4 protein-coding genes are annotated in these 15,570 nt (G+C 79.0%); all 4 read left to right on the top strand.

The features are described 5' to 3' along the window. Positions 1-52: 52 nt before the first annotated feature. The 4 genes from CNX65_RS21830 to CNX65_RS21815 all read left to right on the top strand — a co-directional run bounded on the left by CNX65_RS21830 (position 53) and on the right by CNX65_RS21815 (position 15,560). Positions 53-1,441 carry a nucleotide disphospho-sugar-binding domain-containing protein gene (locus CNX65_RS21830; protein WP_096495435.1) on the top strand — a complete coding sequence of 463 codons (1,389 nt, stop codon included), beginning with the start codon at positions 53-55 and terminating at the stop codon, positions 1,439-1,441. Between the two features lie 273 nt (positions 1,442-1,714). After that, complete coding sequence (locus CNX65_RS21825) at positions 1,715-11,740, top strand: SDR family NAD(P)-dependent oxidoreductase (protein ID WP_157767775.1); 10,026 nt, start codon at positions 1,715-1,717, stop codon at positions 11,738-11,740. Then, positions 11,737-13,083, top strand: a complete 1,347-nt coding sequence (locus CNX65_RS21820) for an NAD(P)/FAD-dependent oxidoreductase (protein ID WP_096495433.1) — start codon at positions 11,737-11,739, stop codon at positions 13,081-13,083. The genes CNX65_RS21825 and CNX65_RS21820 overlap by 4 nt, the downstream gene beginning before the upstream one ends. Next, positions 13,080-15,560 carry a beta-ketoacyl synthase N-terminal-like domain-containing protein gene (locus CNX65_RS21815; protein ID WP_096495432.1) on the top strand — a complete coding sequence of 827 codons (2,481 nt, stop codon included), beginning with the start codon at positions 13,080-13,082 and terminating at the stop codon, positions 15,558-15,560. The genes CNX65_RS21820 and CNX65_RS21815 overlap by 4 nt, the downstream gene beginning before the upstream one ends. Positions 15,561-15,570 lie beyond the last annotated feature (10 nt).

Raw genomic sequence — 15,570 nt, 5'->3', positions numbered from 1 at the left:
GGGGGAGGGGGCGACGGCCGACCGGGTCCCGTTCCCCGGAAGGAGATCGACCGTGCGCGTCCTGTTCACGCCGCTCCCGGTGGACCCCGGCCTGCGCGGCCTCGCCCCGCTGGCCTGGGCGCTGCGCGCCGCAGGCCACCAGGTGCGCGTCGCGGTCCGCCCCTCGGGCGTGGGGGTGGTCACCGGCGCGGGCCTCACCGCCGTCCCGGTCGGCGACCGGGGGGACGCGCCCACCCCGATCCCGGCGCAGGGCGGCGGGCCCGACAGCGGAGACCGCCTGCTGCACCTGGACGACGCGCTGCTCGACGACCTGCTCGACTTCGCCGGGACCTGGCGGCCGGACCTGCTGGTGTGGGACCAGGCCGTGCTCGCGGGGCCGGTGGTGGCCAAGCTCCTCGGCGTCCCGCACGTGCGCGTCCCGCACGCCGTCGACGTCGTCGGCCTGCACCGCGCGGGACTGGCCCCCGACCAGCCGGACGGCCTGACCACCAGGCTCGGCGCGGCACTGGCCCGCAGGGGCGCGGTGTTCACCGAGGACGTCGCGGTCGGCAACCTCACCGCCGACCAGCTCCCACCGGGCACCCGCCCACCCGTCGACCTGGACCACCTGCCACTGCGCCCCACCCCGCACGACGGCCCGGCCGAGCTCCCGGACGACCTGCGCGAACGGCTCGCGGGCCCGCGCGCCCACCCCGCCCCGCACGACGGCCCGTTCGAACCCCCGGATGACCCGCGCGAACGGCTCGCGGGCCCGCGCGTCCGCCCCACCCCGCACGACGGCCCGGCCGAGCTCCCGGACAACCTGCGCGAACGGCTGGCAGGCCCGCGCCCCCACCCCGCCCCGCACGACGCCCCGGCCCGCCCCCGCGTCTGCCTCGCCCTCGCGCGCCCCGACCGCGAAGGCGGCCTCACCCCGGCCGAGCGCGCCACCGCCGAGGTCCTCGTCCGGGGAGCCGCGCGGCTGGACGTCGAGCTGATCGCCCTGCTGCCCACCGGATCACCCCCGCTCCCACCACCCGCCACCACCCACCCGCACGACCACGAGCCCCCGCAGGAGCTCCTCCGCGCCTGCGCCGCCGTCGTCCACCGCGGCGACCCCGCCACCACCTCCGCCGCCACCGCCGCGGGCCTGCCCCAGCTCGTGGCCCCCGGCGGCGCCTGGGACGAGCCGAACCTCGCGGCCCTGCTCGCCGACCGGGGCGTCGCCCTCGTCCTGGACCACACCCGCCCCACCGAGGACGCCGTCGCCGAGCACCTCCTGCGCCTGCTCGACGAACCCGCGTTCACCGACCGCGCCCAGGCCCTGCGCGCGGACGTCCTCGCCCAGCCGACCCCGCACGACGCCGTGCACCGCCTCGAGGACCTGGTCGCCGAGCGCACCGGACGGGTGGTCCCGTGGGCGCGCGGCGCGAGGCCCGGTCGAACGGCGGCCCGGCGCTGAAAACGGTTTCCCGTGAAGGCCGGGTGAGTTTCCCGCGCGCATTTCCGCATCAAGCGGACAGGGCGGAGCACTTTTCCGGAAAACGCGCCCGCGCACCCCGCCCACACTTTCGGGTAACGCGAAGTGCGTTTTCCCCGCCCCTCTGTGAGACTCCCGATTCGCCGCAAGCCGACGCGGTTTCCCCGAGGCCGGGTGATCGTCGCGAACGGGCCGCCGAGTGGGCGCGGTGGTGGACCCGCCGACCGCGTCCCGACACCGAGAGCGAGCACCGACGTGGCTGACCGAGCAGAACCCGCGCTGGTCCCGTGGGTGGTGTCCGGGAGCGCCCCGCTCACCCTGCGCGCCAACGCCGTCGCCCTGCAGGCCCACCTCGTCGGCGACCGGTTCTGGACGCCCGGCGGAGTCGGCCGCTCCCTCGCCGCGCGCCCGGCCGAGGCGCACCGCGCTGTGCTGCTGTGCCGGGACCCCGCCGACTTCCTGGCCGCGCTGACCGAGCTGGCCTCCGGCACGCCGTCCGCGCGCGTGGTGACCGCCGCCCCGTCGACCGGCCCCGGCCCGGTGCTCGTCTTCCCCGGCCAGGGCCCGCAGTGGCCGGGCATGGCCGCGCTCGCCGACGCCGAACCGGTGTTCCGCGCCGCGCTCGTGGACTGCTGCGCGGCGTTCGCGCCGTTCCTGCGCCGCCCGCTGCCCAGCGTCCTGGACGAGCGGACCGAGCTGGAGGCCCCGGACCTGGTGCAACCGGCCCTGTTCGCGGTCATGGTCGCCCTCGCCGCGCTGTGGCGCTCGCGCGGCGTCGAGCCGTCCGCCGTGCTCGGCCACTCCGCGGGCGAGTTCGCCGCCGCGCACGTCGCGGGCGCCCTGCCCCTGCCGGAGGCGGCGCGCGCGCTCGCGCTGTGGAGCCGCGCCCAGACCGAGCTGGTCGGCCGCGGCGAGATGGTCGCCGCCGCGCTGCCCGCCGACGAGGTCCGCGCCCTGCTGCCGCGCTGGGCGGGCGCGCTGGACCTGGCCGCCACGAACTCCCCGCGCTCCACCGTCGTCGCGGGCGACCGGGCCGCCGCGCTGGACTTCCTGGCGCACTGCCGCGGGTCCGGGGTTCCCGCGCGCAGGCTCGCGGTCGGCCTCGGCGCGCACTCCGCGCACGTCGACGCCCTGCGCGAGCGCCTGCTGACCGACCTGGCCCCGATCCGCCCGCGCGAGACCGAGATCCCGCTGCACGCGTCGTCCACCGGGGCCCTGGTCGACGGCCGGGGCCTGGACGCCGCCCACTGGTACGCCAACCTGCGCGGCGAGGTCCGCTTCGCCGCCGCCACCCGCGCCCTGCTGGACGACGGCCACCGGGTGTTCCTGGAGGTCGGCCCGCACCCGGTCCTCGGCCCGGCGGTGCTGGAGACCGCGCACGACGCGGGCGTCCCGGACGTCGCGGCGCTCGCCACGCTGCGCCGGGGCGGGGACGGCGAGGAGGACTTCCTCACCGCGCTGGCGGAGGCGCACGTGCGGGGCGCGGACGTCGACTGGACCCCGGTCTTCGCCTCGGACCACCCGGTCCACCTGCCGGAACCCACCAGGAGCAGGCACGCCGCGGAACCGGACGCCGACGGGGGCGCCACCGGGGAGAGCGCCGGGCCGGAGACCGACGAGCGGCGGACCGGCGAGTTGCGGACCGGCGAGTTGTGCGCAGACGAGCTGCGGGCCGGCGTCCCGAGCGGCCCGGTTCCGCAGGTCGACGCACCGGAAACCCCCGCGCCCCCACCGGTCCGGGATGGCGAGCGCGACCTGCGCGACCTGGTCCGGGCGCACCTCACCGCGCTGCTCCCCGCCGGATCACCGCCCCCCGCCGACACCACGAGCTTCTGGGAGCTGGGCCTGGACTCCGGCGCGGCGATCCGCTTCCGCGACCGGATCACGGCCGCCACCGGCGTCCCCCTGCCCGCGACGCTCCTCTTCGACCACCCCACACCGGCCGACGTGGTGACGGCCCTGATCGCCGCCACCGCACCCCCGCCGCGCACCGCCGAGGACGACCCCGTCGCCGTGGTCGCCGTGGCGGGCAGGTTCCCCGGCGGCCTCCACCCCGGCGCCCCGCTGACCACGCCCGAGCCGGACCCCGAGGCGTTCGACCCCGAGGCGTTCGACCCCGCCCCCTTCGGCCTCACCCCGCACGAGGCCGGGTCGCTCGACCCCCGCCACCGCCACCTCCTGGAAACCACCTGGGAGGCCCTCGAACGCGCGGGACTCCCCCCGCTGTCCCAGGGCGGCCAGCGGATCGGCGTGTTCGCCCGCGCCGCGCTCCCCGCCACCGCCGACCTCGTCACCACCACGTTCGGCCTGCACGGCGGCCCGTCGACCACCGTCGACCCCACCAGCTCGACCCCCCTCGCCGCCCTGCGCCTCGCCGTCCGCACGCTCCTGAACGGCGACTGCGCGCTCGCGCTGGCGGCGGGCGAGACCGAGCGGGACGGCGGCTCCCCAGGCGTCGCCGCCCTGCTCCTGGAACGCCTCGCGGACGCCCGCCGCAACGGCCACCCCGTGCTGGCTCTGGTGCGCGGCCCTGCGGTGGACCAACCGGACCCGCTCGCCGAGCCGGACCTGGTCGACGTCATCGAGCTGGCGCTGGCCCTGCGCACCGCCGCGCCACGCCCCGCCGCGCCACCCTCCGGGAGCGCGGACGACCACGTCGTCCTGGAACCCGCCCCCGCCCCCGTCGCCGCCCACCACGCCCCGGTCGAGCTGGACCCGGTGCCGTGGCTGCTGTCCGGCGCGACCGCCGAGGCCCTGCGCGACCAGGCCCGCCGCCTGGCCGCCTCCACGACCGACGACATGTCCGCAGTGGACATCGGTCGCAGTCTCGCCACGACGCGGGAAGCGCTGCCGCACCGGGCCGTCGTGCTCGGCGGCGACGACCTCGTGCGCGGCCTCGACCTGCTCGCGGACGGCATCACCCTGGACCGCGTGATCACCGGCCGGGCCCGCGAGCGCCGCGTCGCGCTCGTCTTCCCCGACCCGGACGACCGGTGGACCGGCGCGGCCGAGGAGCTGCTGCGCGACTCCGAGGTGTTCCGCGCCGCGATCGCCGAGTGCGACGAGGCCCTGCGCCCGCACACCGGCTGGTCGCTCACCCCCGTCCTCCTCGGCGACCCGGACGCGCCGCCGCACCACCGGGACGCCGTGCCCACCCTGTTCGCCGTCGCGGTCGGCCTCGCCGCGCTGTGGCGCGCGCACGGCGTCGAACCGGACGCGGTCGTCGGGCAGGGCGGTGGCCGGATCGCCGCTGCCCACGTCGCGGGCGCGCTCACCCTCGCCGAGGCGGCCGAGCTCGCCGCGCGCGCCGACCGGGCCGACGACCTGCCCCTCCCCAGGCCCGCGCCGATCCCGTTCCACCCCACCACGAGCCTCGACCGGGCCACCCGAGCGCTCCTGGCCACCGGGCACGACCTGTTCGTCGAGATCAGCCCGCACCCCGTGCTGGCCGAAGCCGTCACCGAGGCCCTGACCGGGACCGGCGCGGACCTCGTCGCCGCCTTCCCGCGCGGTCACGGCGGCACCGCAGGTCTGGTCCGCCGCCTCGCCGAGGCCCACGTCCTCGGCGCGCGCGTCGACTGGACCCCGGTGTTCGGCGCGGGCCCGCTCGTGGACCTGCCCACCTACGCCTTCCAGCACCAGCCCACCCCGGAACCCACCGCCCCCGAGGACGCCCCCGCGCCCCGCGTCACCACCCGCACCGGCGACCTGTTCCCCGCGCCGCAAAACGCGGAAACCCCTGCCGCGCGGGCACTTCCCGCCGCCGACCCGATCGCCGTGATCGCGGCGGCCTGCCGCCTGCCCGGCGGGATCCGCACCCCGGAGCAGCTCCGCCGGGCGATCGACCGCGCCGACCCCCCGATCACCACCCCCACCGACCGGGGCTGGACCGGCGTCCCCGGCGCCTACCTGGACCGCGTCGCCCTGTTCGACGCGGACTTCTTCGGCCTCACCCCGGACGAGGCGCTCGCGACGCCCCCCGACCACCGCCTCCTCCTGGAAACCGCCTGGGAGGCGCTGGAACGCGCCGGGATCACCCCGACCCCGTCGCGCGACAGCCGGATCGGCGTGTTCACCGACACCCCCGACCAGGCCGCCCGCGTCAGCGAGGTCCTCGGCCTGCGGGGTCCGACGACCACCGCCGCCACCGGCGAACCCGCGCTGCACCGGGCGATCCGCGCGCTGCGCTCCGGGGAGTGCGAGCTGGCGCTCGTCGGCGGCGCGACCGTGCTGTCCGAGCCGCCGCCCGCGGACCGCACCCCCGCCGAGCACGTCGTGGTCCTCCTGCTCGAACCCCTCTCCGCCGCCCGCCGCCACGGCCACCCGGTGCGCGGCGCCGCCGACCCTGCGGGCGCGGACCTGCTCGACGCGCTGAAGTCCGTCCTGTCCCAGCCCGTCCTGTCCCAGTCCGCCCTGTCCCAGCCCGCCGCCGAGTGGCTGCCCGCCAGGTCCCGGTCGGGCGCGGTCGTCCCGTGGCCGCTGTCGGCCGCCGAACCCGCCGCGCTGCGCGCCCAGGCCCGCGACCTGCTGGACCTCCTCGACCGGGCCCCGGACGTCGACCCGGTCGACGTCGGCTTCACCCTCGCCACCGGCCGCGCCACCCTCCCGCACCGCGCCGTCCTCGTCGCCGCCACCCCGGACCGGTTCCGCGCCGAGCTGTCCGCGCTCGCCGACCGCGCCACCGACGCCCCCGCCACCCCGCGCAGCCCCGTCTTCACCTTCCCCGGCCACCCCGCGCGCCCCCTCACCCCGGTCGACGACCTGCTCGCCGACTCCCCGGTCTTCCGCGACCGGATCGCCGACTGCGAGCGCGCGCTCGCCCCGCACGTCGACTGGTCGCTCACCGCCGTGCTGCGCGGCGACCCCGCCGCCCCGCCGCCGGAGCGGACCGACGTCGCGCAACCCGCCCAGTTCGCGGTCGCCGTCGCGCTGGCCGAGGTGTGGCGGGCGCACGGCGTCGAACCCGCCGCCGCCGTCGGCCACGGCCACGGCGAGATCGCCGCCGCCCACGTCGCGGGCGCGCTGTCCCTGGCCGACGCCGCGCGCGTGGTCGCGGTCCGCAGCCGCCTCCTGCACGAGCACCTGGCGGGCACCGGCGGCGTCGTCGCGGTCTCCGCCGACCCCGAGGACGTCGCGGAAGCCCTGGGGGAGCTGGAGATCGCCTCCGTCGACGGCCCCGGCGCGCTCACCGCGTCCGGCGCCCCGGCCGCGCTGGAGGCGTTCCTGCTCCGCTGCGCCGACCGGGGCTGGCGGGCCAAGTGGCTGCCCGTCGACCACGCCCCGCACAGCGCCCACGTCGACCCGCTGCGCGAGCTGCTGCGCGCCGAGCTGCACGGCCTCCGCCCGCTGCCCGGCCGCATCCCGCTCTGGTCCCCGTCCACCGGCGGCGAGCTGGACCCCACGACCCTCGGCCCCGACCACTGGGCCGACTCGCTGCGCCTGCCCGTCCGCTTCGACGCCACCACCCGCGCGCTCCTGGACGCGGGCCACGACCTGTTCGTCGAGGTCGCCCCGCACCCCGTGCTGTCCTACCCGCTCCAGCTCACCGCGAGCCACCACGGCAGGCCCGCGCACGTCGTCGGCGCGCTCCGCCGCGACGGCGACGGCCGGGAGCGGCTGCTAGCCGCGCTCGGCGAGGCCCACGCGCTCGGCGCGGACGTCCGCTGGGAGCGCGCGTTCACCGGTCTCGACCCGCGCCGCGCCGACCTGCCCACCTACCCGTTCCAGGGCCGCCGCCACTGGCCCGCCGACCGCCAGGCCCGCAGCGCGCCCACCTACCGGGTCGACTGGCGCGAGCGGGAACCCGGCCCGGCGAGGCCGTCCGGACGCTGGCTCGTCGCCGCGCCGGGGGAGTCGGTGCTGGCGGAGGCGCTGCGGGACCGGTTCACCGCGCTCGGGGCCGAGGTCGTCCGGTTCGACCCGGACGCGCCCCACGACCTCGTCGCACCGCGCGACCTCGCGGGTGTGATCGCGGTGCCGCCCGCCGACCTCGCCTGGACGCCCGCCCTGCTCCGGAGCCTCGGCGCGGCCGGGATCACCGCGCCGCTGTGGTGCTGCACCAGGACCGCCGCGCCGCTGGGCCCGCAGGACCCCGCCCGCGCCACCACCTGGGGCTTCGGCCAGGTCGCCGCCCAGGAGCTCGGCGAGCGCTGGGGCGGCCTGGTCGACCTGCCGCCGGTCGCGGGCACCCGCGAGTTCGACCTGCTCGCCGGGCTGCTGACCGGCGCGACCGGCGAGGACCGGTGCGCGATCCGCGACGGCCGCGTGCTCGTGCCCCGGCTCGTGCCCGCGGAACCCCTGGCGCCGCAGGACTTCCGGCCCGAGCGGGGCGCGGTCCTGGTCACCGGCGCGTTCGACCCCGTCGGCGGGCACGTCGCGCGCTGGCTGGCCCGCTCCGGCGCCGAGCACCTGCTGCTGGTCGGCGACCCGTACCGGGGGGACGCCGCCGCGCTGGTCACCGAGCTGACCGCGATGGGCGCGCGGGTCACCACCGCAGACTGCGAGCTCACCGACCGGGAGGCGTTGCGCGCGCTGCTGGCGTCGGCGCCCGAGCACACCCCGCTCACCGGGGTCGTGCACGCGGCCCCGGTGAGCGGTGACGGGCCGGTCGACGCGCTCGACCCGGCGCGGGTCGCCGAGGCGGTCGACGCCGGGTTCGGCGCGGCGCTGGCCCTGCACGAGCTGGTGGGCGACCTGCCGCTGTTCGTCCTGGTCTCCTCGCTCGACGGGACCGTCGGCGCGCCGGGGCGGGCGGCGGGCGCGGCGGTCGGCGCGGGTCTGGACGCGCTGGCCCGGCACCGGGCGTCGCTCGGCCTGAGCGCCACCGCGATCACCTGGGAGGACGACGCGGGGCCCGTCACCACCGCGCTGGGCCGCGCGATCGCGCGAGGCGAGCCGGTCACGATCGCGGCCGAGGTGGACTGGGCGGCGCTGCGCGCGCGCCTCACCAGGGGCGCGATCCTGACCGAGCTGGTCCCCGAGGCCCCCGCCGAACCGGCGGACCCCGTCGCCGAGCGCGGGGAACCCGACGGGAGCGCCCCGCTCGCGGTCGTCGCGGTGGCCACCCGCAGGCCCGGCGAGGTGGCCGCCCCCGAGGGCTTCGACGCGGACCTCTTCGGCCTCACGCCCGCCGAGGCGCTGGTCGCCGACCCCCGGCACCTGCTGCTCCTGGAGACCGCGTGGGAGGCGTTCGAACGCGCCGCGCTCGACCCGGAGGCGGTGCGGGGGCAGGGGATCGGCGTGTTCCTCGGCGTCGCCCAGGGCGCCTGCCCGACGCCGGGCGGCGTCGTGGCGGGGCAGCTCGCGCACCGGTTCGGCCTGGTGGGCCCGGCGATCACCGCCGACACCGAGGGCTCCTCGTCCCTGGTCGCGCTGCACCTGGCCGCCCAGTCGCTCCGGCGCGGCGAGTGCGACCTGGCGCTCGCGGCGGGCGCGGACCGGGTCGAGGGCGTGGGCGCGCTGCTGCTGGCCCGCCTGCCCGACGCGCTCCGCGACGCACGCCCGGTGCTCGCCCTGCTGCGCGGCAGCGCGATCAGCTCCAACGACCGGGCCCGGCAGGACGTCGTCCGCCGGGTGCTGGCCGACCGGGCGCGGGAGGACCGGCCGACCGCGTCGGGGATCGTGCACGCCGTCGAGGTCGTCCTGGCGCTGCGCGACGACCTGCCCGGTGAACCGGGTGGCGGCGCGTCCTCGCTCACCGAACCCGTCGAGTGGTCCGAGGGGCCCAGGCGCGCGGGCGTGTCGTCGTTCGCGACGGGCGGCAACGCGCACGTGATCCTGGAAGCGGCCCCGGTCGTGGAGCACCCCGAGCGCGGTGAACCCGTCGTGGTGCCGTGGGTCCTGTCCGCGCGCACCCCCGAGGCGCTGCGCGACCGGGCCGGGCGGCTGCACGCGTTCCTCCTCGCGCACCCCGAGGTGGAACCGGTCGACGTCGCCCGAGCGCTCACCCGCACCCGCGCCGACCACCGGGTCGTGCTGACCGGCGTCGACCGGCAGGACTTCCTGCCCGCGCTGGAAGAACTCGCCCTGGGCCGCGCGGAGATCACCGGCCCGGCCGCCCGCGCGACCGCGGGGGAACCGGACCCCGCGGCACCTCCCCCCGACGACGGCGACCGGCACCTGCTGATGTCCGCGCTCGGCCACCGGCACGGCGACGGCGCGCACGTCGACTGGGACGCGGTCTTCGCCGGGCAGCACCCGCGCCCCGTGGAGCTGCCCACCTACCCGTTCCAGCGCCACCACCCGACCCGTGGGACCGAGACCGAGCAGCCCCTGCCACCCGTTGAGGCCCTGCCCGCAGCTGAGACCCTGCCCGTCGCCGCGCCCCTGCCCGCCGAGCCCTCGCTCGCTGGCGAGTCCCTGCCCGCCAGCGAGTCCTCGCCCGCCAGCGAGCCCTCACCCGCCAGCGAGCCCTCGCCCGCCACCGGGGAACCGCCCCGCCCGCCCGGTGACCTGCTCCGCCTGCCCGGTGACCTGCTCCGCCTGCCCGGTGACCTGCTCCGCCTGGAGTGGCGTCCCGTCGCCCTCGCCGCTCCCGTCACCGACCCGGTGGTCTGGTCGCCGCGCACCACCGCGACCACCACCGAGGACGCCGTCCGCGACCTCACGGCGCAGGCCCTGGGCCGGGTCCGCGACTGGGTCGCCGACCCCGAGCGCGCCGACACCCGCCTAGTCGTCCTGACCAGCGGCGCGGTCGGTCCCGGAGCCGCCGACCTCGCGGGCGCCGCCCTGTGGGGGCTGCTGCGGGCCGCCCAGTCCGAGCACCCCGGCCGGTTCGTCCTGGTCGACGCGGACGACCCCGACCTCACCGCCGTGTCCGCCGCCGTCGCCACGGGCGAACCCCAACTGCTCCTGCGGGACGGCCGGGCGCACGCCGCCCGCCTCACCCGAGTCCCCGCCACCGCCACCGCCGCCGCACCCCGGTGGCGCGGCACGGTCCTGGTCACCGGCGGCACCGGCGCGGTCGGCCGCGCGCTCGCCGCCCACCTGGCCCGCTCCGGCGCCGAGCACCTGGTCCTGGCCAGCCGCACCGGCCCGAACCACCCCGACACCACCGCGCTGGTCGCCGAGCTGACCGCCGAGGGCGCGGCCGTGACCGTCGTGGCCTGCGACGTCACCGACCGCCCCGCCGTGGCCGCGCTGCTGGCGCAGCTCCCGGACGAGCAGCCGCTCACCGCCGTCGTCCACGCGGCGGCGGTCCCCGGCGGCAGCGCCACCACCCGCAGCGCCACCACCCGCAGCGCCACCACCCGCAGCGCCGAGCCCACCACCCCCGACCCCGCCGTCGCCGGAACCCTGCTGCTGCACGAGCTGACCAGGCACCTCGACCTGGAGGCGTTCGTGCTCTGCTCGTCCGCCTCCGGCACGGTCGGCGGCATCGGCCGGGTGGACCAGGCGGTCGCGGGCGCGTTCCTGGACGCCTTCGCGGCCTGCCGCGCGGACGCGGGCGACCCGGTGGTCTCGCTGGCCTGGGGCCCGTGGGACGCCCCGACCGGGAACCTGCTCCCGCTGGCCGAGTCGGACGCGACCGCCCTGCTCGACGCCGCGCTCACCGCGGCCGACCCGGTCCTGCTGCCCACCCGCCTGGCCCCGCTCGACCACACCGCCCCGCCCCTGCTGCGCGACCTCACCCCGCAGACCCCCGCCGCCCCAGCCGCCGCCCCAATCACCGCCGCTGCCCCAGCCGCTGCCGCGCCAGCCCTCACCGCGCCAGCCGTCCTCCCCTCAACCCCCGCCGCATCCGCCCCCGCCGCCGCCCCACCAGCCGCCCCGACCCTGCCCAGCCCGCGCCAGGACCTCCGCCGCCGCCTCGCCGAGGCCGACCCCGGCGCGCTGCTGCTGGCCGAGGTCCGCGAGCACGTCGCCCGCGTCCTCGGCCGCGAGAGCGTGCCCGAGGACCTGGACCTGCACGAGCTGGGCGCGGACTCCCCGGCCGCGCTGGAGATCCGCAACCGCCTGGAGCGCACCACCGAGCTGCGCCTGCCCGCCACCCTGCTCCACGACCACCCCACGCCCCGCGCCCTCGCCGAGCACCTGCGCGCCCGCACCACCCCCGCCCGCGCCCCCGCGTCACCCCTGGCCGACCTGGCGAGGGTGCGGGCCGCGCTGCCCGAGGTGCTCGCGGACGAGCGGGCCAGGGCGCGGGTCGTCGCCGAGCTGGCCGAGCTGTCCGCGCTGCTGACCCCGGTCGCCGTCCCCGAGCAGGACCCGGTGGCGCTGCGGCTGCGCGACGCCGGCGACGCCGAGGTCTTCGAGTTCATCGACAAGGAGCTGGGCCTGTGAAGCAGCGGACGTCGCACGCCGTCGTGCTGGGCGGCGGGCTCGCCGGGATGCTCGCCGCGAAGGTCCTGGCCGAGCACGTGGACCGGGTCACCGTGGTGGAGCGCGACGACCTCGCCGCCGACCCGCTGGCCCGCGACGGCCTGCCGCAGCACCGGCACGCGCACCTCCTGCCCGCGAGCGGCGCCCACGCGCTGGAGGCGCTGCTGCCGGGTGTGGTCGACGCGCTCGTCCACGCGGGCGCGCACCGCCTCGCCCTGCCCACCGACCTGCTCGCGCTCACCCCCGCAGGCTGGCAGCGCCGGTTCCCCGGCAGGCGGTTCGCGCTCACCTGCACCCGCGGCCTGGTGGACCGGCAGGTGCGGCGCAGGGTCTTCGTGGAGCCGGACGTCGAGCTGCTCGACGCGACCGAGGCCACCGGCCTGCTGGGCGGCGCCGGGCGGGTCACCGGGGTGCGCCTGCGCGACCGGCGCGGCGGCGGGGCGGGCGCCCTGCGCGCGGACCTGGTCGTGGACGCCACCGGCCGGGACGCCCGCACCCCCGGCTGGCTCGCCGCGATCGGCGCTCCCGCGCCGGGCGCGGAGGTCGTGGACCGGGGGGTGGTGTGCGCGTCGCTGCTCTTCACCGCGCCCGCCTCGGCCCGCACCGGGTTCCCGGCCGTGACGACCGCGCTCGACCCCCGCTCCGGGGGCCGCGCCTCGCTGCTCACGCCCGTGGAGGACGGCCGCTGGCTGATCACCCTCGTGGCCGCCGCGGGCGTCGAACCGCCGTCCGACGAGGCCGGGTTCGCCGACTTCGCGCGGGCGCTGCCCAGCCCGCTCGTCGCCGAGCTGGTGGCGGCGGCCGAACCGGACGGCGACGTCCACCTGTCCCGCGCCACGGCCAACCGCCGCCTGCGCCCCGAGCGGACCCCGGAGGGGTTCCTGGTGCTGGGCGACGCGCTGAGCGCGGTCAACCCGGTGCACGCGCACGGCATGGCCACCGCCGCCCGGAGCGCGCTCGCGCTGCGGGACGAGCTGCGCGCGCACGGCCTGACCGCGGGCGCGCAACGGGCGCTGACCCGCGCCGCGCGCCCGGCGTGGACCACCGCGACCACCCTGGACCGCCTCGCCGCGGGCCCGGCGGACCCCGGCGGCCTCACCCGGCTGCGGCTCGCGCTGTCCCGGCGGCTGACGGCCGCGACCCGCCCGCCCGGCGCGGACCTGCCCGGTTCCGCCGCCGGACTCGCCCACCCCGGTGTGCTGTCCGCGCTGCTGCGCGGGACCCCACCGGGGGGAGCGGGGGCCGCGCCGCCGTTCACCGCCGAGGAGCGCGCCACCCACCCGTTCCTCGGGGCGGGCCGATGACCGACCAGCTGCGCGACTACCTCAAGCGGGTCGTGGCCGAGCTCCACCGCACCAAGGAAGCCCTGGTGCGGGAGCGCAGGCGCGAACCGGTCGCCGTCATCGGCCTGGCCCGCCGGGTCCCCGGTGGCGCCCTCGGTGGCGCGGACCTCGACGCGGACTTCTTCGGCCTGTCCCGGCGGCAGGCGCGCGCGCTCGACCCCCGGCAGCGGTCGGCGCTGGAGAGCGCGTGGGAGGTGTTCGAGCACGCGGGCGTCAACCCGGTCACCGCGCGCGGCAGCGGGACCGGGGTGTTCGCCGGGAGCGCCGACCGCGACCCCGAGCCCGAGAGCGCCGACCTGCCCCGCGGCACGTCCGGCCGCCTCGCGCACCTGCTCGGGCTCGGCGGTCCCGCGCTCACCGTCGACACGGCCTGCTCGTCGTCGCTGACCCCGCTCCACCTCGCCGTCGAGTCGCTGCGCCGGGGCGAGTGCCCGCTGGCCCTGGTCGTCGCCTCGTCCTCGGCCGAAGTCGTCGTGCTGCTGCTGGAACGCCTCTCCGACGCCACCCGCGAGGGCCACCCGGCGCAGGCGGTGCTGCGCGGGTGCGCGGTGAACTCGACCGGGACGGCCGACCCCGGCGCGCGGGAGCGGGTCGTCCTGGCCGCGCTCGCCGACGCGGACCTGACGGCGGCGGACGTGGACGTCACCGCGCGGGCCACCGGCGGGCTCGGCGCGGTGGTCGAGCTGGTGCGGGCAGTGCGGCACGGGGTCGTCCCGCCCGACGCGACGCCCTGGCCGCAGGGGGAGCGGGCGCGGCGCGCGGCGGTGTCCGCCTTCGAGGCCTGCGGCGCCAACGCCCACCTGGTCCTGGAGGAACCACCCCCCGACGAGCCGCCGCCCGACGAGCCTGCGCCGGGCGGGGAGCGCGCCGGGACCGTGCCGTGGGCGCTGTCCGCGACCACCGCCGCCGCGCTGCGCGAGAGCGCCGACCGGCTCCGGGCCCACGTGCGCGCGGGCGGCCACGACCCCGCCGACGTCGCCTGGACCCTGGCGCGCGGGCGCGGCGCGTTCGAGCACCGCGCGGTCGTGCTCGGGGCCGACCGGGAGGCGCTGCTGACCGGGCTGGACGCGCTCGCCGACGACCTCCCGGCGCAGAACCTGTTCCTGGGCACGGGTTCCGGGCACGCGCCGGTGCTCGTCTTCCCCGGCGAGGGGGAGTGGTGGGCGGAGGTGGCGCGCGGGCTGCTCGACGTGGACGACGTGTTCACCGAGCACGTGGAAGCCCGCGCGGCGGCGCTCGACCCGCTCGTCGGGGTCCGCCTGCTGGACGTGCTGCGCGGTGAGGTGGCGGCGGAGCGGCCCGACGTGCGGCACGCCGCGCTGTTCGCGGTCACCACGTCGCTGGCGGCGGTGTGGCGGGCGCACGGCGTCGAGCCCGTCGCCGCGGTCGGGGACGCCCGCGGCGAGATCGCGGCGGCGTTCGCCTCCGGCTCCCTCCCCCTCGCGGACGCGGCCCGGTGGGTGGTGTCGCCCGAGTTCGAGTCCACGGCGGACTTCGCGGGCTCGGTGCGGGCGCTGCTCGACGCCGGTCGCAGCCGGTTCCTGGAGCTGGCCCCGCGCCCTGCGCTCGTCACCGGCCCCGACCGCGTCACCGTCGGAACCCCGCTCCGGGACGGCGACCTGCTCACCGCGCTGGCCCAGGCGCACACCGCCGGGATCGACGTCGACTGGACCCGCGCCCTCGCAGGCCGCCGCGCGCGGATCGTGGACCTGCCCACCTACCCGTTCCAGCGGCGGCCCCACCCGCCCGCGATCCCCGAGCGGGCAACCGATCCCGCCGTGGGGGACCCGTCGACCTGGCGCCGGATCGGCGACCTCGCCGCCGCGCGCCCGTCCGGCCACTGGCTGGTGATCACCCCCGAGGGCGGGGTCGCGCGCGAGCTGCCCGAGGCGCCCGGTTTCGCGCGGCTGGCCGTGGACCCCACGACGGTCACCGCCGACGACCTCGCCGCCGCGCTCGACCTCGGCCCCCTCACCGGCGTGCTCTCCCTGCTGGGCCTGGACGAGCGCCCGCACCCCGACCTGCCGGACGTCCCGCGCGGCCTCGCCGCGACCACCGAGCTGGTCCACGCCCTCGCGGGCAACCCGGCCCCGCTGTGGTGCGTGACCTCGGGCGCGGCCCCCGTCGACGGCGAGCGGGCCACCCCGGCGCAGGCGCGGCTGTGGGCGCTGGGCGCGGCCGTCGCCGCCGAGCACCCCGAGCGGTGGGGAGGTCTGCTCGACGTCTCGGCGGACGTCGACCCGATCACCGCCCTGGCCGCCGCGCTCGACCACGACGAGGACCGGGTCGCGGCCAGGCGGTCCGGCCTGTGGGCGCACCGGCTCGTCCCGGCAGGCCGGACCGCCGAAGCTGGTTGCCCGCCACCCGACCCAGACCTCGAGGACCTGGACGACGAGCAGCTGTTCGCCCTGATCGACCGGGGCTTCGGCCTCCGCTGACCGACCCCGC

It is taken from the genome of Actinosynnema pretiosum (genome assembly GCF_002354875.1).
Lineage (GTDB): Bacteria > Actinomycetota > Actinomycetes > Mycobacteriales > Pseudonocardiaceae > Actinosynnema > Actinosynnema auranticum.
The sequence above is the reverse complement of the archived record's forward strand: the minus strand, read 5'-3'. Positions and strand labels throughout refer to the sequence as shown.

Bases quoted from the DNA above. Each gene is read 5' to 3' on its own strand.
- CNX65_RS21815 (WP_096495432.1), top strand. From the start codon at position 13,080: ATGACCGACCAGCTGCGCGACTACCTCAAGCGGGTCGTGGCCGAGCTC.